The 26,864-nt window shown below is 66.8% G+C and carries 26 protein-coding genes; 13 read left to right on the top strand and 13 right to left on the bottom strand.

The annotated features are described in order from the left end of the window. Positions 1-124: 124 nt before the first annotated feature. The 3 genes from Mspo_RS12195 to Mspo_RS12185 form a co-directional block, all read right to left on the bottom strand. Entirely contained in the window at positions 125-814 is a 690-nt protein-coding gene (locus Mspo_RS12195) for an MOSC domain-containing protein (protein ID WP_159730121.1), read from the bottom strand. A 97-nt stretch (positions 815-911) separates the two neighbouring features. Next, positions 912-1,148 carry a thioredoxin gene (locus Mspo_RS12190; RefSeq protein ID WP_159730119.1) on the bottom strand — a complete coding sequence of 79 codons (237 nt, stop codon included), beginning with the start codon at positions 1,146-1,148 and terminating at the stop codon, positions 912-914. Positions 1,149-1,393: 245 nt separating this feature from the next. Continuing rightward, a complete protein-coding gene (locus Mspo_RS12185) occupies positions 1,394-2,065 on the bottom strand; it encodes a MarR family winged helix-turn-helix transcriptional regulator (protein WP_244613388.1) in 672 nt (223 codons plus the stop codon). 112 nt (positions 2,066-2,177) lie between these two features. Here Mspo_RS12185 and Mspo_RS12180 point away from each other — a divergent pair, with 112 nt between their 5' ends. After that, entirely contained in the window at positions 2,178-2,519 is a 342-nt protein-coding gene (locus tag Mspo_RS12180; RefSeq protein ID WP_159730117.1) for a hypothetical protein, read from the top strand. A gap of 169 nt (positions 2,520-2,688) precedes the next feature. Here the strand turns inward: Mspo_RS12180 and Mspo_RS12175 are convergent, their stop codons facing one another. Continuing rightward, positions 2,689-4,035: a glutamate--tRNA ligase gene (locus Mspo_RS12175; RefSeq protein WP_159730115.1), complete on the bottom strand. Its 1,347-nt coding sequence runs from the start codon at positions 4,033-4,035 to the stop codon at positions 2,689-2,691. Between Mspo_RS12175 and Mspo_RS12170 the strand changes: the two genes are divergently transcribed. After that, positions 4,034-4,231, top strand: coding sequence for a hypothetical protein (locus tag Mspo_RS12170; RefSeq protein WP_159730113.1), 198 nt, complete (start codon positions 4,034-4,036; stop codon positions 4,229-4,231). The two genes, Mspo_RS12175 and Mspo_RS12170, sit on opposite strands and share 2 nt — an antisense overlap. 16 nt (positions 4,232-4,247) lie before the next feature. Next, positions 4,248-5,384 (top strand): ceramide glucosyltransferase, encoded by a 1,137-nt coding sequence (locus tag Mspo_RS12165; protein ID WP_159730111.1) that lies wholly within the window; start codon positions 4,248-4,250, stop codon positions 5,382-5,384. 289 nt (positions 5,385-5,673) lie between these two features. Here the strand turns inward: Mspo_RS12165 and Mspo_RS12160 are convergent, their stop codons facing one another. Further along, positions 5,674-5,988, bottom strand: a complete 315-nt coding sequence (locus Mspo_RS12160; RefSeq protein ID WP_159730110.1) for a hypothetical protein — start codon at positions 5,986-5,988, stop codon at positions 5,674-5,676. 257 nt (positions 5,989-6,245) lie between these two features. On the opposite strand from Mspo_RS12160, the gene Mspo_RS12155 reads away from it, so the two are divergent. Beyond that, a complete protein-coding gene (locus Mspo_RS12155; RefSeq protein WP_159730109.1) occupies positions 6,246-6,419 on the top strand; it encodes a hypothetical protein in 174 nt (57 codons plus the stop codon). Between the two features lie 70 nt (positions 6,420-6,489). On the opposite strand, the gene Mspo_RS12150 is transcribed toward Mspo_RS12155, so the two are convergent. Beyond that, entirely contained in the window at positions 6,490-7,692 is a 1,203-nt protein-coding gene (locus tag Mspo_RS12150; RefSeq protein ID WP_159730108.1) for a GNAT family N-acetyltransferase, read from the bottom strand. Positions 7,693-7,889: 197 nt separating this feature from the next. Between Mspo_RS12150 and Mspo_RS12145 the strand changes: the two genes are divergently transcribed. Next, positions 7,890-8,126: a zinc ribbon domain-containing protein gene (locus Mspo_RS12145; RefSeq protein WP_159730107.1), complete on the top strand. Its 237-nt coding sequence runs from the start codon at positions 7,890-7,892 to the stop codon at positions 8,124-8,126. A gap of 156 nt (positions 8,127-8,282) precedes the next feature. Continuing rightward, positions 8,283-9,206, top strand: coding sequence for a 50S ribosomal protein L11 methyltransferase (locus Mspo_RS12140; protein ID WP_159730106.1), 924 nt, complete (start codon positions 8,283-8,285; stop codon positions 9,204-9,206). A 54-nt stretch (positions 9,207-9,260) separates the two neighbouring features. Here the strand turns inward: Mspo_RS12140 and Mspo_RS12135 are convergent, their stop codons facing one another. After that, positions 9,261-10,586: an OmpP1/FadL family transporter gene (locus Mspo_RS12135; protein WP_159730105.1), complete on the bottom strand. Its 1,326-nt coding sequence runs from the start codon at positions 10,584-10,586 to the stop codon at positions 9,261-9,263. A gap of 159 nt (positions 10,587-10,745) precedes the next feature. On the opposite strand from Mspo_RS12135, the gene Mspo_RS12130 reads away from it, so the two are divergent. Genes Mspo_RS12130 through Mspo_RS12120 form a run of 3 tightly spaced genes read left to right on the top strand, consistent with a single transcriptional unit; the run spans position 10,746 to position 13,491 of the window. Beyond that, positions 10,746-11,243: a GNAT family N-acetyltransferase gene (locus Mspo_RS12130; RefSeq protein WP_159730104.1), complete on the top strand. Its 498-nt coding sequence runs from the start codon at positions 10,746-10,748 to the stop codon at positions 11,241-11,243. A gap of 44 nt (positions 11,244-11,287) precedes the next feature. After that, on the top strand, positions 11,288-13,102 hold the full coding sequence (locus Mspo_RS12125; RefSeq protein ID WP_159730103.1) for an aminopeptidase P family protein: 1,815 nt from the start codon (positions 11,288-11,290) through the stop codon (positions 13,100-13,102). Beyond that, a complete protein-coding gene (locus tag Mspo_RS12120) occupies positions 13,072-13,491 on the top strand; it encodes a hypothetical protein (protein WP_159730101.1) in 420 nt (139 codons plus the stop codon). The genes Mspo_RS12125 and Mspo_RS12120 overlap by 31 nt, the downstream gene beginning before the upstream one ends. A 332-nt stretch (positions 13,492-13,823) precedes the next feature. Here Mspo_RS12120 and Mspo_RS12115 read toward each other — a convergent pair whose 3' ends face one another. Further along, positions 13,824-14,759 (bottom strand): peptidoglycan-binding protein, encoded by a 936-nt coding sequence (locus Mspo_RS12115; protein ID WP_159730099.1) that lies wholly within the window; start codon positions 14,757-14,759, stop codon positions 13,824-13,826. Between the two features lie 101 nt (positions 14,760-14,860). Next, on the bottom strand, positions 14,861-15,568 hold the full coding sequence (locus tag Mspo_RS12110) for an SOS response-associated peptidase (protein WP_159730097.1): 708 nt from the start codon (positions 15,566-15,568) through the stop codon (positions 14,861-14,863). A gap of 140 nt (positions 15,569-15,708) precedes the next feature. Between Mspo_RS12110 and Mspo_RS12105 the strand changes: the two genes are divergently transcribed. After that, positions 15,709-16,203 carry a hypothetical protein gene (locus Mspo_RS12105; protein ID WP_159730095.1) on the top strand — a complete coding sequence of 165 codons (495 nt, stop codon included), beginning with the start codon at positions 15,709-15,711 and terminating at the stop codon, positions 16,201-16,203. Between the two features lie 180 nt (positions 16,204-16,383). On the opposite strand, the gene Mspo_RS12100 is transcribed toward Mspo_RS12105, so the two are convergent. Together Mspo_RS12100 and Mspo_RS12095 are read right to left on the bottom strand one after the other, a co-directional pair. After that, on the bottom strand, positions 16,384-17,148 hold the full coding sequence (locus Mspo_RS12100) for an enoyl-CoA hydratase-related protein (protein WP_159730093.1): 765 nt from the start codon (positions 17,146-17,148) through the stop codon (positions 16,384-16,386). Between the two features lie 38 nt (positions 17,149-17,186). After that, on the bottom strand, positions 17,187-18,965 hold the full coding sequence (locus Mspo_RS12095; protein WP_159730091.1) for an acyl-CoA dehydrogenase: 1,779 nt from the start codon (positions 18,963-18,965) through the stop codon (positions 17,187-17,189). 373 nt (positions 18,966-19,338) lie between these two features. Here Mspo_RS12095 and Mspo_RS12090 point away from each other — a divergent pair, with 373 nt between their 5' ends. Continuing rightward, positions 19,339-19,632 carry a hypothetical protein gene (locus Mspo_RS12090; protein WP_159730089.1) on the top strand — a complete coding sequence of 98 codons (294 nt, stop codon included), beginning with the start codon at positions 19,339-19,341 and terminating at the stop codon, positions 19,630-19,632. Between the two features lie 162 nt (positions 19,633-19,794). Here the strand turns inward: Mspo_RS12090 and mutS are convergent, their stop codons facing one another. Continuing rightward, positions 19,795-22,419 (bottom strand): DNA mismatch repair protein MutS, encoded by a 2,625-nt coding sequence (mutS, locus tag Mspo_RS12085; RefSeq protein ID WP_201281694.1) that lies wholly within the window; start codon positions 22,417-22,419, stop codon positions 19,795-19,797. 109 nt (positions 22,420-22,528) lie between these two features. After that, positions 22,529-22,921 carry a GxxExxY protein gene (locus Mspo_RS12080; protein ID WP_201281689.1) on the bottom strand — a complete coding sequence of 131 codons (393 nt, stop codon included), beginning with the start codon at positions 22,919-22,921 and terminating at the stop codon, positions 22,529-22,531. Positions 22,922-23,075: 154 nt separating this feature from the next. On the opposite strand from Mspo_RS12080, the gene Mspo_RS12075 reads away from it, so the two are divergent. Together Mspo_RS12075 and Mspo_RS12070 are read left to right on the top strand one after the other, a co-directional pair. Further along, a complete protein-coding gene (locus Mspo_RS12075) occupies positions 23,076-25,355 on the top strand; it encodes an NADP-dependent malic enzyme (protein ID WP_159730087.1) in 2,280 nt (759 codons plus the stop codon). Between the two features lie 109 nt (positions 25,356-25,464). Then, positions 25,465-26,769, top strand: coding sequence for a UDP-glucose/GDP-mannose dehydrogenase family protein (locus Mspo_RS12070; protein WP_159730085.1), 1,305 nt, complete (start codon positions 25,465-25,467; stop codon positions 26,767-26,769). Positions 26,770-26,864: the final 95 nt, after the last annotated feature.

The raw sequence follows: 26,864 nt of genomic DNA, 5'->3' as shown, positions 1-26,864 counted from the left end.
CTCCCGATCCTCCGCCGCGGCGCGACCTCGATGATCGGCGATTTTGCCCGGCTCGCCGCATCGCGGAAGGAGGAGCCTTCGGGTCTTCGTTTCGAACGACGCAGATCACGCGGCGTTCCCGCGGTCATGCGCCGGTGAGTCGCGTGGACCAATCCTCGACGGCGCCTTTGGCGAGACGCCGCGCGGCCAACTCACGCCATGACGGCGCCAGCTCGCGCAATTCGGCCATTTGCGCGAGCGCGTCGAAGTCGAGCGTGCGCAGATAGAGCAATTCATTGAGCCGCGACAAAGGCCAGTCCGGCAGCGGCCGCTCGATTCGCGCCAGCCGATCGCCGGGCGCGGCGACGCCCTCGCGCAGCACGCGATAATACCAGCCGGTGCGCCCGCTCGTCTGCACGCGCCGCGCCATGTTCGGCCGCGCGAAACGGGCGTTGAGCTTCCAGCAGGGCTGGCGCCCCTGGCTCACCTGCAGCAAAGCGGAGCCGAAAGAAAAGACGTCGCCGACGCAGACTTCGCTCTCCGTCACGCCGATCGTCGAAATATTCTCGCCGAAGGCCGGCGGCGCCGAGAGCGCCTCGACGAGTTCCGGCTCTTCCGCCGCCCAAGCGTCGTAATGGTCGCGCGGATAATGATGGAGCGCCTTCTCCGGCCCGCCGTGATTGCGCAAATCGCCCTGGGAATCGCCCTCGAGGCCGTCGCGCAGAATGCGCCAAGGCGGGCGCGCCGCGCTTTTGACGATGCCGCTCGGCGCGTCGCGCGGGCCGAGCGGAAGGAGCGATTTTGCGGCGAACATCGTTTCGATCATCGCAGACATGGTCGCAGCCTCGCATAAAAAAAGGCCTCGCGCGAGCTTACGCTCGGCGAGGCAGTTTCGGAGTCGCCGAAGTGACAGCGGCGGGGGCGCCCCGGGATTATTTCAGCGCGGCGAGATCGGCGCCGAAATTGATGTGATAGGCGCGCCCGTCGATGACGAAAGCAGGCACGGATTTGACGCCCGCGGCCTCCGCCTCGCCGAGGCGGGCCTTGTCCTGGCCGAGATGCACGATCTCGACGTCGAAGACATCTGGGTCGAGCGATTTCGCGAAGGCCGTCTCCGCATCCGCGCAGACGGGGCAGCCCGCATGGTAGAATGTCGCTTTCTTCGCCATGGCCTTGGTCCTCCTCTCTCCTGCCTTCGGCGCGCCGAAATGGGATGGCGCGCCGCCTTTCTGCGAGGCCGCGAACGGTTTCCGGCGACGGCGCCATATGCCCTTGCGCCTCGAGAAATAGCGATGCATCGACGGCTCCGGCGCTAACAGCGTTTCCAGCCGAAGCGGACGCCGGTTCGGCGTCGGAAACGCGTCGAAACAAAAGCTTAGAGTCTTTTCATGTTTCGATGAAACATGAAAAGACTCTAAGAACCGGCCGCTCGCGGCGCGCGACGCGCGAAGACGCGCCAGGCCTCCTCGAGCGCTGGCGGCGGGGCCGGATCATGTTCCGGGCAGTCCAGCCGCAAATGGCGGCCGCCGAACGCCGCGCCGACGAGCGCGCAATGATGCGGCAGCTCCGCATCCTCATGCGCATAGGGGCGAAAATGCCGGCAGGTGACGCAGAGCCGCTGCGGCGGAATGGCCTTCGCCTGCTGCAAGGCGCGGATGGTCTTTATGACGAGCTCCAAAAGCGTCTGCTGCTCCTGCGGCGTCAGCGTCTCCAGCGCCCTCTCGGCCGACGTCATGGCGAGGCCGATCGCGCGCACGACGTCACAGCCGGCCGGCGTGACGCGAATGGCGACGGCGCGCTTGTCATCTGGGTCGGGCCGCTTGACGACGAGGCCCTTGCGCGCGAGCGCGGCGATCGAATCGGTGGCGGTGGGCTGGGTGACGCCGAGATGTTCCGCCACCGCGCGAAGACGCAGTCCCGCCTCGCCGCGCCCGGCGATGAAGGTGAGCGCGTGCAATTGCGTGGGCGTGAGGCCCGCCTCCTCCGCCACGCCCCATTCATCGGCGCGCATGGCGGCGGCGATGCGGTCCAGGCCTTCGCGCAGGCGGCGGGCGAGCGGGGTCGAGATGGCGTCGAAAGGCGTCATGGGTTTTATTATTAGGACTCCTATTCATTTCTGTCAAGCGAGCAGCGCGCTTGCGGTTCTCCACGCGCTTGCGCTACGCCTTCGAATGTCCTCTCCCGCAGGAATCGTCCCCATGCTCCGTCCCGCCGCCGCGCTTCTGCTCGCCCTCGCCGCCGCGCTTCCGGCGCGCGCCGCCGATCTCAACGATTACCCGACCTCCGTCCGCGCGGATTATGTGTTCGGCTGCATGAAAGCCAATGGCGACACGCGCCAAGCGCTGGAGCAATGCTCCTGCTCGATCGACATCGTCGCCTCGATCCTGCCTTATGATCGCTATGTGGCGGCGGAGACGGTCGCGAGCATGGATCTGCAACCCGGGCAGATCGGCTCCATGTTCCGCAACTCCCGCCTCGCCAAAGAGGCGCTCGAGGAGCTGCGCCGCGCCCAGGCCGAGGCGCAGGTGCGGTGCTTCTGAGCAACGGCGTTAAACGATTTCCGACTGATCACTTCATAATCACGGGCGTCATCGCGAGCCGAAGGCGAAGCGATCCAGCGCCGTGGGGCGGCTCCTGGATCGCTTCGTCGCTGCGCTCCTCGCGATGACGTCCGCCCCCTCTCCCGCAAAATGCGGCGAGCGCGCTTTTTTACGCGCCCGAGAGTCGCGCCGCCGCCCGCGCATGGCCGATCAGCGGCAGCAGCAGCGACAATTCCGGCCCGTTCTCCGCGCCGGTCAGCGCCAGGCGCAGCGGATGGAACAGCGCCCTGCCCTTGCGGCCGGCGCGCGCTTTCGCTTCGCTCGTCCAGGCGGACCAGGTCGTCTCGTCCCAGGGCTCCGGCGGCAGCAACGCCAGCGCCTCGGCCAAAAATTCCTCGTCCTCGCGGACCGGCGCGATCTCCCCCTCGACGACGCGCCACCAGTTCAGCACATCCGCGAATGTCGTGAGATTGCCGCGCACGGCGCGCCAGAAGGGCTCGGCCTTGAAGCCGACGATGTCATGCGCCTCGAGCCTTTCGCGCACATCCTCATATTCGAGAACGGCCAGGGTGCGATGGGTGAGCGGGCCGAGATCGGCCGGATCGAAGCGCGCGGCGTTGCGCGAGAGATGCGCGAGATCGAACTCGCGCGCGAGATCGGCGAGCGAGCGCACCGCATGGACGCTATCCGACGAGCCGGTGAGCACGGCGAGCGCCGCCACGGCGAGCGCCTCATAGCCCTCCTCGCGCAGCGCGGCGATGGCGAGCGATCCTGTGCGCTTGGAGAGCGCTTCGCCGGTCCCGCCGACGAGCAGATTGTGATGGGCGAAAACGGGAATAGAGCGCTCCGGCGCGAGCGCCTGAAACAGGCGGATCTGCACCGCCGTGTTGGTCACATGATCCTCGCCGCGGATCACATGGGTGATCCCGAGCTCTATGTCGTCGACGACCGAGGGCAGCGTGTAGAGAAAGCTGCCGTCCTCGCGCCGCAGCACCGGATCGGACAGCGTGGCGCAGTCGATGGCGCAGGGACCGCGCACGAGATCGCGCCATTCGACGACGCCGAGCGGCAATCTGAAACGCCAATGCGGCTTGCGGCCCTCCGCCTCGAGCCGCGCGCGATCCTCGGCCGAAAGCTTCAGCGCGGCGTGGTCATAGACCGGCGGCAAGCCGCGCGCCTGCTGAAGCTTACGGCGCTTCTCCAATTCCTCCGGCGTCTCGTAGCAGGGATAGAGCAAGCCCGCGGCCTCGAGCCGAGCCGCCGCCGCCTCGTAATGGGAGACGCGCTGCGACTGGCGCACGGTCGCGTCCGGCCGCACGCCGAGCCAGGCGAGATCGACTTCGATCGACCGCGCGAACTCCTCGCTCGAGCGGGCCAAATCGGTGTCATCGAATCGCAGCACGAATCTTCCATGGTGGGCCAGGGCATACAAATAGTTCAGCAGGGCCGGCCGCGCATTGCCGATATGGATGCGGCCCGTCGGCGACGGCGCGAAGCGAACGATCGGAGTGGTCATGAGCAAACTTCGCCAGGAGGAGACTGCGAGGGCCGCGCGACGCGACAAGATTCTCGCGCCGGCCCCCTTTTGCCAAGACCTGAGCGAATTGTCAGGCGGAATATCGGTCTGGCCCGCTCCGGGACTGCGCAGCCGTCGCCGCTCCCCGGCGCAGTCCAAGGTCGCCGCCGCCGCCCGTCTCGAATCCCGCAAGTGACAGGCAGAGAACACGCATGATCATCGCCTATGTGTGCGCCGCCTTCTGCGCGACGCTGCTCACGCTCAACCTCGCCAGCATCGCCATCGCCGCCTTCCGCTGCAAAGCCCGTCCCCGCACTTTGCCGGTTCCGGCCCATGCTCCGCCGGTCAGCATCGTGCGGCCGCTGCGCGGGCTCGAGACATTCAGCGAGGAGACGCTCGGCTCGTCCTTCGCGCTGGATTATCCTTCCTACGAGATTCTCTTCTGCGTGCAATGCGCCAATGATCCGGTGATTCCGCTCGTCGAGCGGCTCATGGCGGCGCATCCGCATATTCCGGCGCGGCTGCTCATCGGCGACGATTATGTGAGCGTCAACCCCAAGCTCAACAATTGCGTGAAGGGATGGGACGCGGCGCGCCACGCCTGGGTCGTGCTCGCCGATTCCAACGCTCTGCTTCCGCCCGATTATATCCAGACGATGCTCGCCGCCTTCCGCGACGACACGGCGCTGTCCATCTCCATGCCGATCGGCTCGCGGCCCAAGGGTTTCTGGGCGGAGGTCGAATGCGCCTTCCTCAACACCTTCCAGGCGCGCTGGCAATATGGCGCCGAGGCGGTCGGCATCGGCTTCGCGCAGGGCAAGAACATGATGTGGCGGCGCGAGGTGCTGGAGCGCGCCGGCGGCATTCGCGCGCTCGGCGCCGAGATCGCGGAGGACGCCGCCTCCACCAAGATCATCCGCGCGCAGAAGATGAAGGTGCGGCTCGTCGACATGCCCTTCGAGCAGCCGCTCGGCCATCGCAGCGCGCGTGAGGTCTATTCCCGCCATGTGCGCTGGGCGCGGCTGCGCCGTGTGACCTTCCCCGTCTATTTCGCGCCGGAGTTCATGAACGGCAGTTTCATGCCGGTGGTGACGGGCGCCTATGCGGCGCATCTCCTCGACGCCAATGTGGCGCTGGTCGGCGGCGGGATTCTGGCGACGCTCTATGGCGCGGAGCTTCTGCTCGCCCGCATCGCCGGCTGGCGGGTCTCGCGCCTCAGCCCCCTGGCGCTGCTGACGCGCGACATTCTGCTGCCGGTGATGTTCGTCGACGCCTGCCTCTTCGACGATTTCGTCTGGCACGGCAATGCGATGACCGTGCGTGAGCAGGAAGAGCAGACGACGGGCTGACGCCTTGCCGCCAGGCGGCTTTTCTCCCGGTCAGACCGCTGGTCATGCGGAAAAAGGGCGCTCGCGGGTCAGCGGAGCGCCCTTTTTGTTCGCCGTCTGGCGATGAGCTGGTCGGACGAGCAGCCGGTCATACGGCGTCCGATTGATTTGGTTCGGCGCATTTCCCCCGCTCCCCGCGAGCGCTGCACGGGAGGAGGCTGCGCGCTTCATCGACGCTTCGCGCGACGCCGGCCGCGGCCCCTCTCCCGCGGATGGTGAGGGAGGGGGGCTGCGCCCGCCTTCGAAAGGATTATTCGATGCCGGCCTCGCGATTGCGGGCGTTGATGGCGTGGCGCAGCTGCTCGTTGATCGCGACCGGATCGGTCGGCGAGGGCTTGGCCTGGAGCAGGGCGCCGCGCACGACGGAAGCCTCCTCGGCGGTCAGGACGACCGGGCCGGCCATGAAGGCGGCGTTGGGAAGCGTGTGCAGAATCGCCCGTTTGTTGGGATGGTCCTTGACTTCCATGACCGCGTCGGCGACCGGCTTGCCGTCGACACAGACATAAGGACCAATGACTTCGACTTTGCGGCCATCGTCGGTGTTTCTGATGAAAGTCGTTTGCATCGTCGTCGCCACTCATGCTGGATTGAACTTGCGGCCCGCCAGGGCCGCAGCGGAAAAACAGCAAGTTTCATGCCGCCTGGGGTCTTTTTCACGTTTCATTGAAATATGAAAAAAGACCCCAGGCTTGTTTCGACGCGTTTCCAACGCCGAACCGGCGTCCACCTCGGCTGGAAACGCTCTTGCGCCGGGGGACGAGGGCCGCGACGAAGAGAGGAGAAGCAGCGTCGCATGACGTCGTCGCCGATCGGAGCGCCCCTATGACCGAGGAAGGCAAGAAGCACCGCCCGGCCGCCCCATCCGGGCCGCCGGCCAAAAAAAACGCCGCGGCGCTGGCGGCCGCGCTCAAAGCCAATCTGCGCCGGCGCAAGGCGGCCGCACAGTCGTCGCCCGAGAATGGACAGAACGACGGCCCGGAGCCCGAGAAGCGCTAGGGTCTTTTGTTTTGACGCGTTTCCGGACGCCGAACCGGCGTCCGCTTCGGCTGAAAACGCTCTAATGGCGTCATTCCACGCCGCTGTCTTCGTCGCGGCGGAAGGGCAGGCTCGCTTCATTATCGGCGATCGCCTCGTCGATCGCCACTTTCTCCCGCGACAGAAATTCGACCACGGCGGTCCGCAGCCGCGGATCGGCGAAATCATGGGCAGAATGGGTGGCGACGGGCCGATAGCCGCGCGCGAGCTTGTGCTCGCCCTGCGCGCCCGCCTCCACGCGCTTGTAGCCATGCCGGATGGCGAATTCGATCGCCTGATAATAGCAGACCTCGAAATGCAGGAAGGGCCGCTCCTCCAGCGCGCCCCAATTGCGGCCGTAGACGGCGTCGTCGCCCAGAAAATTGATCGCCCCGGCGATATAATCCTCGCCGCGCCGCGCCATGACCAGGAGAATGCGTTTCGCCATCGTCTCGCCGATGCGATCGAAGAAATCGCGCGTCAGATAGGGCCGGCCCCATTTGCGCGCGCCCGTGTCCATGTAGAAGGCGAAGAATCTGTCCCAATGGGCGGGTTTTATGTCGGCGCCGGTCAAAAGGTCGATCGTGAGATCGTCGCCGAGCGCGTCGCGGCGCTCGCGCTTGATCGTCTTGCGCTTGCGCGAGGAGAGCGCGGCGAGGAAATCGTCGAAATCGCGATAGTTTTCGTTGAGGAAATGAAACTGCTCGCCGGCGCGCGCCGCGAAACCCTCGGCGGCGAGCGCTTCGACCTCCGCCTCTGTCGCGAAGGTGACATGGATGGAGGAGGCCTCCGCCGCCTGACGCAGCGCGCGCAGCGCGTGGATCAGCCCCGGCAGCGCGCCCCCCGGCGCGTCGCGCGCGACGAGCAGCCGGCGCCCCGTCGCCGGGGTGAAGGGAACCGCGACCTGCACCTTGGGGTAATAGCGCCCGCCAGCGTTCTCATAGGCCTGCGCCCAGCCGAAATCGAAGACATATTCGCCCATGCTGTGCGTCTTCACATAGGACGGCGCGGCGGCCACGAGCCGACCCTCGGCGTCCTCCAGAATCGTGTAGAGCGGCGTCCAGCCGGTGCGCGGGCCGACCGATTTCGACCGCTCCAGCGCCAGCAGGAAGGCGCTGGAAATAAAAGGATTATAACGCTCGCCGCCGGCCTCCTCGGCTGCGAGCCCGGCCGGATTGGCGAGCGCGTCCCAGGCTGCGGCGTCGACCTGCTCGAGCGAAGGGACGAAACGGGCGGTCAGACGGGCGGAGGACATGGTGGACCGGCGCGAAGGAAGCCTTTTGGCATTCTACGCCAAGCGAAAGCCGTTCCATCCGTCTTTTCGCGAGCGCAGCAACGCCGTCGCGAGGAGCGGCTCTGAATCGCGGCGCTCCTCGCGACGGCGCCGCGGCACGAATGTTGCTACAAATATAGGCGCCCCGAGAGGGGCGTATGCCAGACGCGAGGAAAAGAATGCCGCTCTACTCCTATGAATGCCAGGACTGCCATTCGGAGTTCGAACTTCTGGTCCGCGCCTCGGACACGCCGGTCTGTCCTTCTTGCGGCAGCGAGAAGCTCGAGCAGCAGATCGCCAAAATCTGCGACGAGATCAAATATCACGCCATCAAAAAGTCGTGGCGGCAGGCCGCGGCGCGCGAGGGCGATCTCTCCAACTTCAACAAGAAAGAGATCGGAACGCTCAAGAGCTGACGGCAAGGGCGTCATCGTGAGGAGCGCAGCGACGCAGCGATCCAGGGGCCGCCCCGCGGCTCTGGATCGCCACGCTTCGCTCGCGATGACGGGCTGGCGACCGTCGTATGGCCGAACCTGGTGACGGCGCGGCGCGGGCGTGTTAAGCGGCCGCACATGCTCGAAGGACTTCCCCCCAATGGCGCGAGCCACGGCCTGCGCCTCGTCTGCGACGAAAAATCCGCGCGCGCGGTCGCCGATCTCATCGTCGAGACATTCGACCCGGCCGAGACCGCGGCCACGGCTTTCGAGGAGCCGGACGAAAAAAGCTGGGCCGTCGAGATCTATTTCGGCGCGCCGCCGGACGAGGCGCAGATCCGAGCGCTGATCGAGGCCGCGGCGGGCGCCGAAGCCGCCGCCGCCGCGCGCTTCTTCGAGATATCGCAGAAGGACTGGGTCGGCGCCTCGCTCGAGGGGCTGCGGCCCGTTCGCGCCGGACGTTTCCTCGTGCATGGGTCGCATGACCGCGGCCGGGTCGGCGCGAATGACATCGGCATAGAGATCGAAGCGGCGCTCGCCTTCGGCACCGGCCATCACGGCACCACGCTCGGCTGCCTGCTGACGCTCGCCGAAATATGCAAGCGGCGGCGCCCGCAGAATGTGCTGGATGTGGGCACGGGCACCGGCGTGCTCGCCATCGCCGCCGCGCGGCTGCTGCGGCTTCCCGTCGCCTGCGGCGACATCGATCCGGTCGCCGTCGAGACGGCCGGCGTGAACGCGCGCTTCAACGGCGTCGGCGCATGGGTGCGGCCGGTCGTCGCCGTGGGCGTGCGCCATCCTGCGCTCGCGCTGGCGCGATATGATCTGATCTTCGCCAATATTCTGGCGAAGCCTTTGCGCCTGCTCGCGCCCAAGATCGCCGCGGTCGCCGCGCCGGGGGCCGAGCTCGTGCTCTCCGGCCTGCTGGCGCGCGATGTGGCGGGCGTGCTCTCGGCCTATCGCGCGCAGGGTTTCGCGCTGGCCGAGCGCCGCGACATCGACGGCTGGGCGACGCTGCTGCTGGGGCGCGGCGGGGCGGCGGCGCGTCCCGATTTCGAGTGAGCTCCGACCGCGCGCGCGCCGAACGGACGGCGTGGCGAGGGAACGCGCCCTTCGTCAGAATTTGGCGATCCCGGCGGGCGCGGGCGCCGCGTCGAATTTGTAGGTGAGGCCGGCGGTGACCTCGAATTCGCTCAGATAAATGGCGATTCTGCGGTTGGGATTGGGGCCGGCCGGCGTCACCTCGATTCCCGACGCCGAATGCCGGGGCGAGACGATCGCCGCGAGATCGAGCGTCCAGTTCGATGTGACGCGATAGGACAGGCCGCCGCTGAAGTGATCGGTGACGACGCCGGGCGCGAGAATGTTGATCGTCACATCGCGCGACGGAATCGGATTATTGTTGTGCGAATAGCCGACGCGGAACGTCCAATCTGGCGTCGCGCGCCATTCCGCGCCGAATTTGACGGCGTCGACGTCCCGCCAGCCGAAGCCCGGCCCATTCGGCGCGCCGAAGAGATAGGGCGCTTGCGAGGAATTGCCGACGGAAGCGACCTGCGAATAGAAGATGTGGCGCCAATCGGCGAGCAAGGTGAGGTTCGGCAGCAGGTCGAAAGCGACGCCGGCCGTGACGGTCGCCGGAATATCGAAGCCGCCGCCCTCTGCGAACAGCCCGGAATATTTGTAGAAAGACGACATCCATATGGGGGTCGAGGCCGCGACGCCGATCCGCAATCTCTCGCTCGCCCTCCATTGCGCGCCCGCCCGCACGCCGGCGCCGACCGACCAATTATAGCTGTGATCGGAGAGATTGGTCCGGTCGACCGAGAAAGGGCCGAAGCCGGAAAGGCCGCGGGCCTTGAAGATCTGGATCGCGAGGATGGGCGCGACGCCGATCGAGACGCTCCCGAAGCGATGGGCGTAGCCCGCCGAGATGAAGGCCTGGTTCAGATCGACGCCGGCGTTCTCGCCGCAAAAGACGCCCGGCTTCGGACAGGCGAAGGGATTGGGATAGAATTGGCTCGCATAGTTTTTCGAATAGGTCGTGTTCATGCCGCCATTGCCATAGACGGCCACGCCCCAGCTGGAATCTTGGTCGATCGGCGCGGCGTAGCCGCCATAGGGAATGGGAAACAGTCCGCGTCCGCTGCGCACGTCGCCCTCGGCGACAAAGCCCGGGCCGGAGGTCGTGTAGCCGCGATCGGGCGAAAACCCGGTCAGTCCGAAGGTCGCTTGGCGTTCGACGTCGACGAGGCCGGCCGGATTGATCGAAATAGCGAGGGGATCACGCGAATCGGCGACGCCCGCGCCGGCGATCGCCTTCTCCCGCGCGCCATAGCCCTCGAGAAAATAGCCCTCGGTGGCCCAGCCGAAAGGGGTCCAAGCGAAAACGCCGGCCAGCAGCGCGCCGAGCGACGCGCGACGCCGATGTGATTGAATCATGGGTCCCCCGAGACAAGAGCTGTTCGCTGATTCGATATGACAGATATAGTCTATGGTTATAATCAGCTTTTTCTGCCGTCAAGCTGTCGCTGTCGGACCGACACGGCATGCGTCGGCGGCGTGAACCTTGCTTTGCATTCCGCGACAGGCGCATCGAAAATGACCTTGGCGATCCGCAGGCTCGGGCGCGGCGACGCCGCCGATTTTCAAACGCTGAGGCTGGAAGGATTCCGCCTGCACGAGCGCGAATTTCGCTTCGCGCCGGAGGACGAGGCGCATCTCACGACGGAGGAGGTCGCGGCGCGGCTCGCGCGTGATTTCGTCGTCGGCGCCTTCGATGGCGAGACGCTCGTCGGCGTCGCCGGACTCGCCGGCGTTGCCGGGACGAAGACGAAACACAAGGCGCTGCTATGGGGAATGTATCTGCGCGAGCGATATAGAGGCGAAGGCGTCGCCGACGCGCTCATGGCCGCGCTGCTGGACCATGGGCGCGGAACCTACGAGATCGTCACGCTGACCGTGATGCGCGACAATGGCCGGGCGTTGCGTTTCTACGAGCGCTGGGGGTTTACGATCTACGGTGTCGAGCCGGCTTCCGTGAAGACCGCGGAGGGCCTCTATCTCGACGAAGCGCTGATGGCGCTGCGGCTGACCTGAGCCGTCATATTGCCGCAGAGCGGGGAAAGGCATAGGTTCGAGACATGTTCGAGAGCAGATTCCAGAGCTTCGCCGACGACGCCTGCGGGCGGGACAGCGCGGAGCGGCTCGCGGCCCTGCGCGCGGAGCTCGCGCGCCGCGAGGTCGACGGCTTCATCGCCCCGCGCGCCGACGAGCATCAGAACGAATATGTGCCGAGATCGGCCGAGCGCCTCGCCTGGCTCACCGGCTTCACCGGCTCGGCCGGCGTCGTCGTCGTGCTCACCGACAAAGCGGCGCTCTTCGTCGACGGCCGCTACACGCTGCAGGCGCCCGAGCAAGTCGACGCCAAACGCGTCGCCGTCTTCGACATCGCCGAGACGGCGCCCTCGCGCTGGCTCGCCGAGACGGCCAAGAAAGGCGCGCGCATCGGCTATGACCCCTGGGTGCATACGCAAGCGCAGATCGACCGCTACGCCAAAGCCCTCGAGGGCAAGGGCGTCACGCTGGCTCCGCTCGACGGCAATCCGATCGACGCGGTGTGGAGCGACCGGCCGGCGCCGCCCTGCGGGGCGATCTCGCTCTATCCGCCGCGGCTCGCCGGCGTCGCCGCCAAAAAGAAGATCGCGCGCGTGCGCAAGGCGCTCGGCGAAGCAGATGCGCTGCTCGTCTCCGATCCTCATGCGCTCGCCTGGCTCTTCAATCTGCGCGGCGCCGATGTCGCGCATACGCCCATCGCGCTCGGTTTCGCCCTGCTGCCGAAGGAGGGCCGGCCGCTTCTCTATGTCGACCCCGCCAAGCTCTCGCCCAAGACCAGGGCCGGCCTCGAGGCTCTGGCCGATATTCGCGAGGCGGCGAATGTCGCCGACGATCTCGCCGCCGAGGGCGCGCGGGGCAGGACGATTTTGTTCGATTCGGCGACGGCGCCGGCGAAGCTCGTCGACCTCTTCCGCGGGAAAGGCGGCCAGCCGAAGCTCGGCGAAGATCCGATCGCGCTGCTGAAGGCGGTCAAGAACGAGATAGAGCTCGACGGCGCGCGCGCCGCGCATTTGCGCGACGGCGTCGCGCTGACGCGCTTCCTCGCCTGGTTCGCCGAGACGGCGCCCAAGGGAAGACTGACGGAAATCTCCGCCGCCCAGGCGCTCGAGACCTTCCGCCGCGAGAGCGGCGAGCTCCGCGATCTCTCCTTCCCGACGATCTCCGCCTTCGGGCCGCACGCCGCCATTCCGCATTACCGCGTCACCGAGGCGAGTGATCTGCGCATTGCGCGCGGCGTCTATCTCGTCGATTCCGGCGCGCAATATCTCGACGGCACCACGGATGTGACGCGCACCATCGGCGTCGGCCGGCCGTCCAAGCAATTGCGCGAGCATTTCACCCGCGTGCTGCAAGGCCATATCGGCGTCGCCCGCGCGGTGTTTCCCGCGGGCGTCAGCGGCGCGCAGCTCGACGCTTTCGCGCGCCGGAGCCTCTGGGAGGCGGGCCTCGATTTCGACCATGGCGTGGGCCATGGCGTCGGCGCCTATCTCTCCGTGCATGAGGGGCCGCAGCGCATATCGAAGCTCGGGACGACGCCCTTGCAGCCCGGCATGATCCTCTCCGACGAGCCCGGCTATTATCGCGCCGGCGAATATGGCGTTCGCCTCGAAAATCTGATCGTCGTGGAGAAACGCGAGATCGCCGGCGCCGAGCGCGAGATGCTCGGCTTCGAGACGCTCACCCTCGCGCCCTTCGATCTCGCGCTCGTCGAGCCGAAGCTCATGAGCGCGGAGGAGACGCGCTGGCTGAACGCCTATCACGCGCGGGTGCGCGCGGAGCTCTCTCCGCATCTCGACGCCAAGACGCGCAAATGGCTCACGCAGGCGACGCGAAAATTGTGATGCGCGGCTCGACCTTCCGATATGTCGCCTCCGGGCTGCTGGCGGCGGCGCTGATCTTCGCCTTTGGTCTGCGCATTTGGTGGATGCGCTCCGCCCCGACGCTGCCGCAGCTGCTGCAGGGCCTCGGCGATTTTCGCGAGAGCGGCAATCAAGAGGCCTATCAGCGGCGGCTGAAGCAGCGTTTCCCGCCCGGCTCCGACGCCGCGGCGCTGGCGCGCGCGCTCACCGAAGACGGCTTTCAGACGCGGCCCGCGCTGAAGGAAGCGTCCTTCGATCGCGCCGCCTCCTTCGACGACAAATGTCGGCGCGGCGGCAATGTGCGCTGGTCTCTCGACGAGGACGGGCGCGTCGGCGATGTGACGGGCGGATATTACGCCTATTGTCCGTGACGAGAGGCTCCCTCCCCGGCCCTCCCCCGCTGCGCGGGCTATCGGATTCACAGATCGCGAGACGCTGTGGCCGTCATGGCCGGGCTTGTCCCGGCCATCCACGCCAAGCGGCTGAGAAATCAAAGGAAGGCGCCTGCCATCGACGGATTTCATCCTGCGTCGGGCGCCGCCGGAGCTTCTGCGTCACGCCAAACTTCCGAGACGCCTCGGTGTGTCGGCGTGGATGGCTGCGACAAGCCCGGCCATGACGTCGCGGGGGCGAGGAAAATGTGTGCATTCGATAGCGCGTAGCGGGGAGGGTGAGGGAGGGGCTTTCGCCCGCCTCCCCGGTCTCAATCGCCCTTGCCGGCGAGGCGCGGCGACATGATCTTGCTCACGAGGCAATGCGTGCCGTCGGTCGGGTCCTCGGTGCGGCGCGGGCGCTTGGCGGCGCATTCGGCCTTGTCGGCGGGATTCTTCACGCCATAGAAGGCGTTGATGATCGCCTGCTCCTGCTCGTGATCGAACGCGTGCGTCTGGCCGAACATCACATATTGGAAGACGAGCGGCTGCGTTTTCGGCACGAAGGCGACGAAATCGGCGGCCTCCTTCAGCCCGCCGTCGGCGCAGCCGCGATAGGCGGCGGGGCGCTGATATTTGAATCCCGAGGGCGTCGACTTGCCGGAGAGCGCATAAGTATAGCAGGCGCGCGGCTTGGACATTTGGCAATAGTAATGGATCGCGATGTCCGACCAGTCGGTGGGCGCGTAATTCGTCTTCAGGCAGTCGGTCGTATATTTATAGCCCTGGTCCGTGTGCTTGGGCTCGCCGGGGCGGCGGCCGCCATAGATGTCGGCGCTCTGATTCATCGCCGCGAGGATCGCCGCGCCGGGGAGAGAGAGAGCGGCCGCCGGCGCGTTGGGCAGATAATCGCTGTAGGGCTGGGCCGGATCGTTCTTGGCGGCGACGAGCTTGTCGATGTCCGCCTGGCTCGGAAGGGCGATCCAATCGGCGACCGGCTTTGCGGTCGAAACGCCGATCCCGAGCTTTTCCAGCGTCGCCGCGTCCAGCGCGCCGCTCTGCGGCAGGCCGGATTTCTGCTGGAAGCTCGTGACCGCCGCCGCCGTCTTCGCCCCAACCATGCCGTCGAGCGTTCCCGGATCGAAGCCTTCAGAGGCGAGTTTCGACTGCGCGGCCTGCGTCACGGGATTATAGGGACCCGCGAGACAGGCGGAGGAAATCAGAACGATCCCGAGCGCCGCGGCGGCGGCGCGCATGTCGATGAACATCACAAACTCTCCTCGAGAAAATTTCACGTCGAAACAGGCGACGACCGAGATTCATATCACTCGCCGTCGAGCCGCCAAGGGTTTTTCACCCCCCGCGCCTATCAGGCGAGCAGACCCGCGCGGGGCTGCTGAATCCAGGACCCGTCATTGGCCGCCTTGTTGACGTCCGGGCCGATCTCGAAGAATTCGAGCGCGTTGTCCGCCGCCGGCGCGAGCAGCCGCCACGCGGCTCCCGCGGCATATTCGTCGTCGTTCAACCAGAGATCGAAATCCTGCGGCGCGAGGATCGCCGGCATCCGGTCGTGAACGGCGACCGTCGCGCCATTGGCGGAGACGGTGAGAATGCAGGCGGTGTCGACCTCGCTGCCGTCCCTGCCGATCCAGGTCTCGTAGAGGCCCGCGAGCGCCAGCGGCGTCCCGTCGGCGTGGCGGAAGAGATAGGGCCGGCTCGCCCGGGCTCGGCCCTTGGCTCCTTCGCGGCGCCATTCGTAATAAGCGTCGGCGATGAAGAGGCAGCGGCGCCGTTTCATCGCGGCGCGAAAGCTGGGCTTTTCCGGCGCGCTCTCGGCGCGGGCGTTGACGAGCAGCGGAAAGCCCGCCGGATCTTTGACGAAGCCCGGCAGAAAGCCCCAGCGGACGAGCTGGAAGCGCCGCCGCGCGCCGCCGCGCGGATCGCGCTCCTGGCGCACGATGGGAACGGGCTGCGTCGGCGCGACATTGTAGCGCGGCGGAAAATTCGGCTGGTCCACATAGCCGAAATAATCGCGCGCCGCCTGCGGCGGCAGGGTGATGGCGTATCTCCCGCACATAGGTCTCGTTCGTGTCTCCCATTTTCGCGACGCCTCGAAACCACGGAAATTCCGCATTTTCCTGGAATCGCCTCTGCAAGGTGGAAAGAGATTCTTATCGATTGGACCCCATATTGGCCCTCAACCTATCGGGATTTCCAATGACGGCAGACGCGCAATTCGCATCGCTCGATCAAGGCGACGGCACTCGAGCGCCGAAACCTTTTTCCGCCTCCAAGCCGCTGGTCAATCCGGTGTCCGGACTGGCCAACGACTATCTCAACCTCTTCAACGAGCTCGTGATGATGCTGGAGCAATTGCCGCACATGCCCGAGCTCATCGACGATCTGCTCGCCTGGCGTCCGGTGACATATAAGGAATATTTCGAGCAATCGCAGCTTTCCGGCCGCAATTCCGCGCTCGCCGCCTATGACAGGGTGAGCCCGGACTTCAGGCGCCGCTTCGAAGCCTATGTCGCCGAGCTCGACACGATCGCCGTCGCCAGCGTGGCCGCCGTGCGCCAGCAATATCGCAATGGCGCGCCGCAGAGTCCCGACCGCCTCGCCGCCACCTGCGCGCGTGGGGGCGAAAAAATGCGCGCCATACTGCTGCGCGCGTCCCGCCTCGTGAACTACGCCAAATTGTCCGACGACTAGAGCGTTTCCAGCCGAAGTGGCCGCCGGTTCGGCGTCGGAAACGCGGTAGAACCATGTTTCAACGAAACATGGACAGATTCTAGAGCGCATTCGGACAAATCATGTCCGAATGCGCTCTAAAGTTATTTGAATTCGCATGTTCTTTTCCGAAAACCGCTTCGCACTTTTCGGGAACATGCTCTAACGCTCGGGGCTCTCCTTCACGCCCGCGAAAAAGGCCTCGAGCCGCGCGCGCGTCTCCCGCATCGCCAGCGCCGCCGCGAAGAGCGCCGCCTCCTCTTCCATTCGCGCGGCGATGGCGGCGGCGTCGCCCCGCAGCAGGCGCCGCGTCGCGGCGAGCGCGGCGCGCGGCTTGGCGGCGAGCCGGCGGGCCGCGTCGACGGCCGTCTCCTCCACCTCCTCTGGGCCTGCGACGGCGTTGACGACGCCGAGACGCAGCGCGTCGTTCGCCGTGAAGCTCTCGCACAGCAGCAAGAATTCCGTGGCCTTGGCGAGGCCGATGCGCTGCGGGACCAGCAATGTGGACGCCGCCTCCGGAATGACGCCGAGATCGACGAAAGGCATTTTGAAGCGCGCGCCATGCGAGGCGTAGACGAGATCGCAGTGAAACAGCATGGTCACGCCGACGCCGACCGCCTCGCCGACGACGGCGGCGACGATGGGCGTCTGCAAGGCGGCGAGCGCGCGGACGAAACGCAGCGCCGGAAACTCATGCAGATTATCCATCGGGCGGCGGAAATCCTCGAGGTCGTTGCCGGCGGTGAAATCGCCGCCGGAGCTGGAGAGGACGATGGCGCGAATGTCCTCCTCCGCGTCCGCCTGCGCGAAAGCGGCGATCATCGCCTCGTACATGGGCTTGTTGAGCGCGTTTCGCTTGGCCGGCCGGTCGATGACGATCCGCATGAGGGGACCGTCCCGACGCACGATGATCTCGGCGTGCTGCATGAGCGTCTTTCTTTGGTTTCGAGCGCGGCCGCTCGCTTTCAATCCCGCCCGGACGACAGGAGCGCCAGTCCGGCGATGACGGAGTCGCCGCCGTCGACGACGGCGCGCTCCAGCCCCTCCGCCGCCACGGCGAGATGATCGGCGAAGAAGCGCGCCGTGACGATTCTGTTCCGCGCCGCCGCCTCGCCGCCGTCGCGCCGCGCCGCGAGCGCCCCGGCCCCGAGCAGGGTGACGCCGCGCGCCAGCGCGAAGAGCCGCAGATAGGGCGTCGCGCCGGCGAGCGCGTGGCCGCCGCGCGGATCGGCGGCGGCGCAGAGAAAATCCGTCGCCCGCTCGAAAGCGTCGACCGCCGTCGCCGCGCGCCGGGACATGTCGACGAAGACGGCGTCGTCGCTCGCCGCGAGCGATTCGATGTCGCCGCGCATGTCGTCGATCTCCCGCCGCACCGCCGCGCCTTTGGAGAGGCGCAGCTTGCGGGTGACGAGATCGATGGCCTGAATGCCGTTCGTCCCCTCATAAATGGGGGTGATGCGCACGTCGCGCAGCAATTGCGCGGCGCCGGTCTCCTCGATGAAGCCCATGCCGCCATGGACCTGAACGCCGAGCGAGGCGACCTCGACGCCTATGTCGGTGGAATAGGCCTTGGCGAGCGGCGTCAACAGGCCGGCGCGCTCCTGCGCCGCCTCGGCCTGTGCGCCCTCGAGCCGGCGGGCGCGGTCGAGCGCGGCGGCGGTGAGGTAGCAGATGGCCCGCGCGGCGGCGGTCTTGGCCTTCATCTCCATCAACATGCGCGCGACGTCCGGATGCTCGACGATCGGCGCCGGATCGGACGACGCGCCGCGGCCCTGGCGGCGCTCGCGCGCATAGGCCAGCGCCGTCTGCGTCGCGCGCTCGGCGAGGCCGACGCCCTGCAGGCCGACCGAGAGCCGCGCATTGTTCATCATGGTGAACATGCAGGCGAGGCCCTCGTTCTCGCGGCCGATGAGAAAGCCGACCGCGCCGCCATTGTCGCCATAGGACATTGTGCAGGTCGGCGAGCCATGGATGCCGAGCTTATGCTCGACGCCGACGCAGCGCACGTCATTGCGCCCGCCGGGACGCCCATCGGCGTCGGGAAGAAACTTCGGCGCGAGGAACAGAGAGATTCCGCGCGTGCCGGCGGGCGCGTCGGGTAGCCGCGCCAGCGCCAGATGGACGATATTCTCGGCGAGGTCGTGCTCGCCGTAAGTGATGAATATCTTCTGTCCGAACAGACGATAGGAGCCGTCGCCGGCGCGCTCGGCGCGGGTGCGCAGATGGGCGAGATCGGAGCCCGCCTGCGGCTCGGTCAGACTCATCGTCGCCGTCCATTCGCCGGAGATCATCTTCGGCAGATAGACGGATTTCAGCTCCTCGCGCGCATGGATCTCCATCGCCTCGATCGCGCCCTGGCCGAGCAGCGGGCAGAGCGCGAAGGAGATATTGGCGGCGTTCCAGATTTCCGTGCAGGCGGCGGCGAGCAGCAGAGGCAGCCCCATGCCGCCATGGGCGGGCGGCGCGGCGAGGGCGTTCCAGCCGCCCTCGACCCACAGCGAATAGGCTTCGCGCCAGCCGGGCGCGGTCGCGACCTCGTTCCCCGTGAGCGTCACCCCGTCGCGATCGCCGACGCGATCGAGCGGCAGCAGCGCCGTCTCGGCGAATTTGGCGGCCTCCTGGAGCGTCGCGGCGGCGGTCGCCTCGTCGAGATCGCTATAGAGCCCGCCCGGCTCGAACGCCGCCGCGCCGGCCGCCCGCCGCATGGCGTAGAGCAGATCGTCGACGGGCGCGCGATAGGACATGAAGAGGCTCCGGGAGGGGAATCGTCACGCTATTCTAGCGCTGTCGACGAACGATTCCAGCGACCGAGCGCTCTTCGCGCGCATCGTGTCTTCTCGGCGAGAAACGGGCAGGACTGGAATGGCGCGAATCGACCTCGAAGACGATTCGTCATGCCGCATCTCTCATTGGCGGCGGGCGTCACGCTCGCTGGCTCTTCTCGAGAGATCCGAGTTCCGCGCGGCCGGCGGAAGACGGCTACGCCGAGCCGCCGCCGCGACAATGGTGAACGAAACCTCGACGGCGCGCCTCCAATCGCGCGCGCTTTCATTCCCTCGAGTTAAAACCCTCGCGCTAGGAGTTGGACACGAAAACATCGAGAACGAGGTAATCGTCGTGTCACTGGCCCTTTCCAGCCTCCCTCACGATCTGCCGATTGTGCCGAGCGTCGAGCGTCGGCCGTCGTCTCCGGACGTCGCCGCGATCGATGCGCAGCGCGCGCAGGTCTTCCCCCCCGCCTCCGACATCCGATCGTCGAATATGGACAATGATACGGGAGCGAGCGCGGACCCCTACGCCCAAATCGACTCGCTGCTCGCGAGCCTGCGCGATCTCACCCTCGGCGGCGCAGCGTTGAGGAGCGCCTCGACGCCGGCGCAGGCGAATACCGCCTATGCCGCCTATGCGTGATGCGGCCTCCGGGTGATAGAGCGTTTCCAGCCGAAGCGGACGCCGGTTCGGCGTCCGGAAACGCGTCAAAACAAAAGTCTAGGGTCTTTCCGTGTTTCAAAGAAACACGGAAAGACCCTAGCGGGGAGAAGGAAGGCGGCGGACGCCTTATGACGCTCCTGCTCAGCGCGCGGCCTTCGCCTTCAGCTCATAGAGCGCGGCGAGCGCCTCGCGCGGCGTGAGCGCGTCCGGATCGATCGCCGCCAGCGCCTCGCGCAATTCGTCTTTCGGCGGCGCGCTCGTCGCGACATGAGCGAAGAGCGGCAGATCGTCGATGAGCTTCGTCACCGGCGCGCGCCGATCCGCCGCCTCGAGCTCCGCGAGAATGGCGTGCGCGCGCGCCACCACGCTCGCCGGCAGGCCGGCGAGCTCGGCCACATGCACGCCGTAAGAACGGTCGGCCGCGCCCTTCGTCACCTCGTGCAGGAACACCACTTCGCCGGCGTGATCCTTCACCTTCATGGTGAGATTGACGAGCCGCGGCAGGCGCTTCGTCAATTGCGTCAGCTCGTGGAAATGCGTCGCGAACAGCGCGCGCGAGCGATTGACCTCGTGCAGATGCTCGATCGTCGCCCAGGCGATGGAGAGTCCGTCGAAAGTCGCCGTTCCGCGGCCGATCTCGTCGAGAATGACGAGCGAGCGCGCTCCCGCGCAATTCAATATGGCCGCCGTCTCCACCATCTCCACCATGAAGGTGGAGCGTCCGCGCGCGAGATCATCCGCGGCGCCGACGCGCGAGAACAGACGATCGACGGCGCCGAGCCGCGCGCGCTTCGCCGGCACGAAGGAGCCGGCCTGGGCGAGAATGGCGATGAGCGCATTCTGCCTGAGATAGGTGGATTTGCCGGCCATGTTCGGCCCGGTGACGACGGCGATTCTGCCGGCGCGCGCGTCGCCGAGATCGCAATCGTTCGCCGCGAAAATCTTCCCTTGCGCCTGCAGCGACGCTTCGACGACGGGATGACGCCCGCCGATGATCTCGAAATCGAGTGACGCGTCGACATGCGGGCGCGTCCAGTCGCGCCTCACAGCGATCTCGGCCAGCGCCGCGAAGACATCGAGCGCGGCGAAGGCTCCCGCGAGACGTTGCAGCTCCTCGGACGCGCCGAGCACGCTCCGCGCGAGCTCCTCGAACAGCGCCAGCTCGCGTTCCTGCGCGCGATCGGCGGCGGAGGCGATCTTCGCCTCGAGCTCGGCGAGCTCGCGCGTCGAGAAGCGCATCGCGTCCTGCATCGTCTGGCGATGCGTGAAGACGGCGTCGAAGGGCGCGCGCAGCAGCCTCTCGCCCTGCGCCTGCGGAACCTCGATGAAGAAGCCCAAGAAATTATTGTGCTTGATCTTGAGTTGGCGAGTCTCGGCCAGCTCGACATAGCGCTGCTGCAAGGAGGCGATGACGCGGCGGCTTTCGTCGCGCAGGCTGCGCGCTTCGTCGAGCTCTGCGTCGAAGCCCGGCGCGATGAAATTTCCCGCGCGCTTGTCGAGCGGCGGATCGGCGACGAGCCGCGCGGCGATGGCGCCCTCCAATTCGCCGTCGGAAGATGCGAGCGCTTCGATCTCCCGCGCGACGAGCGGCGCCGTATCGCGCGCGGCGAAGAGGGCGGCGATCTCCCGCGCGGCGACGAGCGCCGCGCGAATATTGCCGAGATCGCGCGGGCCGCCGCGCTGGAGCGAGAGTCGCGAGAGCGCCCGCGCCACATCCGGCGCGCGGGCGAGAGCAGCGCGCAATCGCGCGCGCAGCTCCGGCTCGGCGACGAAGAAGGAGACGGCGTCGAGACGCGTCGCGACGAGCGCCGGCTCCGTCGCCGGCGCGGCGATGCGCTCGGCGAGCAGGCGCGCGCCGGCGGGCGTCGCGGTCATGTCGATCGTCGCCAGCAGCGAGCCGTCGCGCTCGCCCTTCAGCGTGCGCGTCAGCTCGAGATTGACGCGCGTCGCCGCGTCTATCTCCAGCGTGGCGCTGCGCCGCAGGCTCGAGGGACGGCGCAGCGCGGGGCGCTTTCCCTTCTGCGTGCGCTCGACATAGAGGATGGCCGCCGCCGCCGCGGCGATTTCCGCCTCGCCGAGCGCGCCGAAGCCCTCGAGCGTCGCGACGCAAAAGAAATCGAGAAGCCGCCGCTCCGCGCTCTCGCCGCCGCCCGCGTCGCGGCCGAGCGGCGTCAGCGGCGCGTCGAGATGGGCGATGAGCGCGGCGAGGCGATGGTCTGCGCAGAGCGCCTCCGCCGCGACGATCTCGCGCGGCTCGAGCCGCGACAATTCGCCTGCGAGCTCGGCCTCGCCCACCTCCGCGACATCGAAGGCTCCGGTGGAGATGTCGACGCAGGCGAGCCCATAGCGCCAGCCGCCGTCGCCGGCGCGCAGCCGCGCGAGCGCCGCGAAGGCGTTGGGACGGGCGGGATCGAGAAGCTGCTCCTCGGTGATCGTGCCGGGCGTGACGAGGCGCACGACGTCGCGCTTGACGACGGATTTGCCGCCGCGCTTGCGCGCTTCGGCAGGGTCCTCCATCTGCTCGCAGACGGCGACGCGATGGCCGAGCGCGATGAGCTTTTGCAGATAATCGTCGGCGCGCTCCACCGGCACGCCGCACATGGGAATATCGGCGCCGAGGTGCTTGCCGCGCTTCGTCAGCATGATGCCGAGCGCGCGCGAAGCGGTCTCGGCGTCCTCGAAGAACAGCTCGTAGAAATCGCCCATGCGATAGAAGAGCAGGCAATCGGGATTGGCCGATTTGATCTCTATATATTGCGCCATCATCGGCGTCGGGCGGGCGGACGTAGGCGACGACTGCTCCAATGTCTCGTCCTTGGTGTTCTTCGTGTCTTCGTGGTTCGTTTTCATCACTAAGACACAAAGGACACGAAGTTCAAAGCGCCATGCGCTTCGAGCCTTGTTTGAATAGCGGGACATTGAAATTCACCAGGAAACCGAGCCGGCATCCCGAGAGTTTCAAATAGGTGAGCAATTGCGCCTGATGGACCGGCGCGAGCGCTTCGACCGACTTGACCTCCACGAGGATGGACCCGGCGACCAGAATGTCGATGCGGTATCCGGCGTCCGATTTCATGGTCCCATAGACGATCGGCAGCGCCACCTGACGTCGCACAGCGCAGCCACGGGTCTCTAGCTCATAAGCCGAGCAATGCTCGTAGGCCGACTCCAGCAAGCCCGGGCCGAGCGTCGAATGGACGTAAAATCCCGCATCGACGATATTTCTCGCGATCGGCTCGATGTTACGAGGCAACTCGGCGTAATTCATCTTCGTGTCCTTTGTGTCTTCGTGGTTAATACGACCACGAAGACACAAAGGACACGAAGAATATGGCTCCGCCCGGAGCTTCGGCATATTGTCGTCGCAAACGTCTTGCTAAGTGCCGCCGGCTCTCCGATGATTCGGAAAGAGAGGGGGAAAAATGGCCGATACGCCTCCGAAGCGCGAACGTCCTGTCTTCACCGACAAGGAGGCGCTGCTCTACCACTCGCGCGGCCGGCCCGGCAAAATCGCCGTCGTGCCCACGAAACCCATGGCGACGCAGCGCGATCTCTCGCTCGCCTATTCGCCCGGCGTCGCCGCGCCCGTGCTGGCCATCGCCGAGAACGCCTCCCTCGCCTATGACTACACCGTCAAGGGAAATCTCGTCGCCGTCATCACCAATGGCACCGCGATCCTCGGCCTCGGCAATCTCGGCGCGCTCGCCGCCAAGCCCGTGATGGAGGGCAAGGCGACGCTGTTCAAGCGTTTCGCCGACATAGATTCGATCGATCTCGAGGTCGACGCGCAGGAGGTCGAGGCCTTCATCGCCGCCGTGCGCTATCTCGGCCCCTCTTTCGGCGGCATAAATCTCGAGGACATCAAGGCGCCGGAGTGCTTCGTCATCGAGGAGCGCCTGCGCGAATTGATGGACATTCCCGTCTTCCACGACGATCAGCACGGCACCGCGATCATCTCCACGGCGGGCGTCTTGAACGCGCTGCATCTGACCGGCCGCGACATAAGGAACACCAGGCTCGTCTGCAATGGCGCGGGCGCGGCCGGCATCGCCTGTCTCGATCTCGTCAAGGCGATGGGCTTTTCGCCGCAGAACGTCGTTCTCTGCGATACGAAGGGCGTCGTCTATCGCGGCCGCTCCGAAGGCATGAATCAATGGAAGAGCGCCCATGCCGTCGAAACGAGCGCGCGCACGCTCGCCGAGGCGCTGGACGGCGCCGATATTTTCTTCGGCCTCTCGGTGAAAGGCGCGCTGACGCCTGAGATGCTGAAGACGATGGCGCAGGATCCGATCGTCTTCGCCATGGCCAATCCCGATCCGGAGATCACGCCGGAGGAGGCGCTCGCCGCGCGGCCGGACGCCATCGTCGCGACGGGGCGCTCCGACTATCCGAATCAGATCAACAATGTGCTGGGCTTCCCTTACATCTTCCGCGGCGCGCTCGACGTGCGCGCCAAGACGATCAACATGGAGATGAAGATCGCCGCGGCGACAGCCCTCGCCGAGCTCGCGCGCGAGGACGTGCCGGACGAGGTGGCCAACGCCTATCAGGGCGCGCGGCCGCGCTTTGGCCGCGACTATCTCATTCCCGCGCCCTTCGATCCGCGCCTCATCGCCATCGTGTCGCCGGCCGTGGCGAAGGCGGCGATGGATTCGGGCGTCGCGCGTCGCCCCATCGTCGATATGAGCGCCTATCGCGCGGAGCTCTCGGCGCGGCGCGATCCGATCGCCGGCCTCATGCACACGATCTATGACCGCGTGCGGCGCGATCCCAAGCGCGTGGTCTTCGCCGAGGGCGAGGAGGAGCAGGTCATTCGCGCCGCGCTCTCCTTCGTCGCGCAGGGGCTCGGGCGGCCCATTCTGGTCGGCCGCGAGGATCGCGTGGCGCAAACGGCGCGCGACGCCGGATTGGAGCTCGGCGACCAGATCGAGGTGCACAACGCCAGGCTCTCCTCGCGCAATTCGGTCTATGCGCAATTTCTGTTCGAGCGCCTGCAGCGCAAGGGCTTCCTGTTCCGCGACTGTCAGCGCCTCATCAACACCGACCGCAATCATTTCGCCGCCGCCATGGTGGCGCAGGGCGACGCGGACGCCATGGTGACCGGCGTCACCCGCAATTTCTCCAACGCGCTCGAGGATGTGCGCCATGTCGTCGACCAGAAGCCGGGTCACAGGCTGATCGGCGCCTCGCTGGTGCTCGCGCATGGGCGCATCGTCGTCGTCGCCGACACGGCGATCACGGAAATGCCGGAGGCCGCCGATCTCGCCGACATAGCGATAGAGGCGGCGGGCGTCGCGCGGCGCATCGGCCTCGAGCCGCGCGTCGCCATGCTGGCCTTCTCCACCTTCGGCTATCCGCCGGGCGAGCGCACGACCCGCGTCCATGAGGCGGTGCGCGCGCTCGATGCGCGGCGCGTCGACTTCGAATATGAGGGCGAGATGGCCGCCGACGTCGCCCTCAACCGGCGCGCAATGGCCGCCTATCCTTTCTCGCGCCTCAGCGACACCGCCAATGTGCTGGTCATGCCCGCCTTTCACTCCGCCTCCATCTCCACCAAAATGCTGCAGGAGCTGGGGGGAGCGACGGTGCTGGGGCCATTGATCGTCGGGCTCGACAAGCCGATCCAAATCGTTCAATTGGGCTCGACCGACGCCGATATCGTCAATATGGCCGCCTTGGCGGCGTTCGGCGTCGGGGGTTAGGGCCGTCGCCCAAGCGCGCAGAGGACGCGTCAGACCCCGACCCTGTCATGACGACGAAACAATTACGTTGCAGTGACAACCCTTAGGACCGAGCGAGAGACGAGAGACGATGAACATCACAATGATCGGATCGGGCTATGTCGGCCTCGTATCCGGGGCCTGCTTCGCCGATTTCGGCCATGTCGTGACCTGCGTCGACAGCGACGCCTCCAAGATCGAGCGGCTGCTGCGCGGCGAAATTCCGATCTACGAGCCCGGCCTCGACGAGCTCGTCGCCAATAATGTGCGACAGAACCGCCTGTTCTTCACCACCGATCTCACGCCCGCCGTGCGCGGCGCGGACGCCGTCTTCATCGCCGTCGGCACGCCGTCGCGGCGCGGCGACGGCCACGCCGACCTTTCTTACGTCTACGCCGCCGCCGAGACGATCGGCCGGGCGCTCGACCGCTTCACCGTCATCGTCAACAAATCCACCGTGCCGGTCGGCACGGGCGACGAGGTCGAGCGCATCATCCGCGAGGTCAATCCGAAGGCCGATTTCGCCGTCGTCTCCAATCCGGAGTTCCTGCGCGAGGGCGCGGCGATCGAGGATTTCAAGCGTCCCGACCGCGTCGTCATCGGCGTCGAGGACGACCGCGCCCGCGAGGTGATGGCGGAAATCTACCGGCCGCTGAGCCTCAACCAGCCGCCGCTGGTCTTCGTCGGCCGCCGCACCTCCGAGCTCACCAAATATGCGGCCAACGCCTTTCTCGCCACCAAGATCACCTTCATCAACGAGGTCGCCGATCTCTGCGAGAAGGTCGGAGCCGACGTTCAGGACGTCGCGCGCGGCATCGGCCTCGACAAGCGCATCGGCGGCAAATTCCTGCACGCCGGGCCGGGCTATGGCGGCTCCTGCTTCCCCAAGGACACGCTCGCTTTGTTGAAGACGGGCCAGGACTACAGCGCGCCGCTGCGCATCGTCGAGACCGTCGTCGCGGTGAATGATTCACGCAAGCGCGCCATGGCCCGCAAGGTGATCTCGGCGCTCGGCGGCTCGGTGCGCGGCAAGAAGATCGGCCTGCTCGGCCTCGCCTTCAAGCCCAACACCGACGACATGCGCGACGCGCCCTCGCTCGCCATCGTCGCCTCGCTCGCCGGCGACGGCGCCAAGGTCTACGCCTATGATCCGGAGAGCACGGAGCAGGCCCGCCCGCTGATGCCGGAAGTGACCTTCTGCGACAACCCCTATGCGACGGCGGAAGGCGCCGACGCGCTGGTCATCGTCACCGAATGGGACGCCTTCCGCGCGCTCGATCTCGACCGCATCAAGACGCTGCTGAAGACGCCGGTGATCGTCGATCTGCGCAACATCTACCGCCCCGCCGACATTCGCAAACGCGGCTTCGCCTATCTGAGCGTCGGCCGCGAATAGGCTCTCTGGCCGCTGTCATAGGGTTTCGGCGGATCGCGTCGCACGGCGTTCGCCGCCTTCCTTCTCCCCGCTCGCGGGGAGAAGGAAGGTATGGG

It is taken from the genome of Methylosinus sp. Ce-a6 (genome assembly GCF_009811655.1).
GTDB lineage: Bacteria > Pseudomonadota > Alphaproteobacteria > Rhizobiales > Beijerinckiaceae > Methylosinus.
This window is presented reverse-complemented; position numbering and strand designations above follow the sequence as displayed.

Coding starts and splice junctions, on each gene's coding strand:
- Mspo_RS12195 (WP_159730121.1), bottom strand. CDS start 814: ATGTCTGCGATGATCGAAACGATGTTCGCCGCAAAATCGCTCCTTCCG.
- Mspo_RS12190 (WP_159730119.1), bottom strand. CDS start 1,148: ATGGCGAAGAAAGCGACATTCTACCATGCGGGCTGCCCCGTCTGCGCG.
- Mspo_RS12185 (WP_244613388.1), bottom strand. CDS start 2,065: ATGACGCCTTTCGACGCCATCTCGACCCCGCTCGCCCGCCGCCTGCGC.
- Mspo_RS12180 (WP_159730117.1), top strand. CDS start 2,178: ATGCTCCGTCCCGCCGCCGCGCTTCTGCTCGCCCTCGCCGCCGCGCTT.
- Mspo_RS12170 (WP_159730113.1), top strand. CDS start 4,034: ATGAGCAAACTTCGCCAGGAGGAGACTGCGAGGGCCGCGCGACGCGAC.
- Mspo_RS12175 (WP_159730115.1), bottom strand. CDS start 4,035: ATGACCACTCCGATCGTTCGCTTCGCGCCGTCGCCGACGGGCCGCATC.
- Mspo_RS12165 (WP_159730111.1), top strand. CDS start 4,248: ATGATCATCGCCTATGTGTGCGCCGCCTTCTGCGCGACGCTGCTCACG.
- Mspo_RS12160 (WP_159730110.1), bottom strand. CDS start 5,988: ATGCAAACGACTTTCATCAGAAACACCGACGATGGCCGCAAAGTCGAA.
- Mspo_RS12155 (WP_159730109.1), top strand. CDS start 6,246: ATGACCGAGGAAGGCAAGAAGCACCGCCCGGCCGCCCCATCCGGGCCG.
- Mspo_RS12150 (WP_159730108.1), bottom strand. CDS start 7,692: ATGTCCTCCGCCCGTCTGACCGCCCGTTTCGTCCCTTCGCTCGAGCAG.
- Mspo_RS12145 (WP_159730107.1), top strand. CDS start 7,890: ATGCCGCTCTACTCCTATGAATGCCAGGACTGCCATTCGGAGTTCGAA.
- Mspo_RS12140 (WP_159730106.1), top strand. CDS start 8,283: ATGCTCGAAGGACTTCCCCCCAATGGCGCGAGCCACGGCCTGCGCCTC.
- Mspo_RS12135 (WP_159730105.1), bottom strand. CDS start 10,586: ATGATTCAATCACATCGGCGTCGCGCGTCGCTCGGCGCGCTGCTGGCC.
- Mspo_RS12130 (WP_159730104.1), top strand. CDS start 10,746: ATGACCTTGGCGATCCGCAGGCTCGGGCGCGGCGACGCCGCCGATTTT.
- Mspo_RS12125 (WP_159730103.1), top strand. CDS start 11,288: ATGTTCGAGAGCAGATTCCAGAGCTTCGCCGACGACGCCTGCGGGCGG.
- Mspo_RS12120 (WP_159730101.1), top strand. CDS start 13,072: ATGGCTCACGCAGGCGACGCGAAAATTGTGATGCGCGGCTCGACCTTC.
- Mspo_RS12115 (WP_159730099.1), bottom strand. CDS start 14,759: ATGTTCATCGACATGCGCGCCGCCGCCGCGGCGCTCGGGATCGTTCTG.
- Mspo_RS12110 (WP_159730097.1), bottom strand. CDS start 15,568: ATGTGCGGGAGATACGCCATCACCCTGCCGCCGCAGGCGGCGCGCGAT.
- Mspo_RS12105 (WP_159730095.1), top strand. CDS start 15,709: ATGACGGCAGACGCGCAATTCGCATCGCTCGATCAAGGCGACGGCACT.
- Mspo_RS12100 (WP_159730093.1), bottom strand. CDS start 17,148: ATGCAGCACGCCGAGATCATCGTGCGTCGGGACGGTCCCCTCATGCGG.
- Mspo_RS12095 (WP_159730091.1), bottom strand. CDS start 18,965: ATGTCCTATCGCGCGCCCGTCGACGATCTGCTCTACGCCATGCGGCGG.
- mutS (WP_201281694.1), bottom strand. CDS start 22,419: ATGATGGCGCAATATATAGAGATCAAATCGGCCAATCCCGATTGCCTG.
- Mspo_RS12080 (WP_201281689.1), bottom strand. CDS start 22,921: ATGAATTACGCCGAGTTGCCTCGTAACATCGAGCCGATCGCGAGAAAT.
- Mspo_RS12075 (WP_159730087.1), top strand. CDS start 23,076: ATGGCCGATACGCCTCCGAAGCGCGAACGTCCTGTCTTCACCGACAAG.
- Mspo_RS12070 (WP_159730085.1), top strand. CDS start 25,465: ATGAACATCACAATGATCGGATCGGGCTATGTCGGCCTCGTATCCGGG.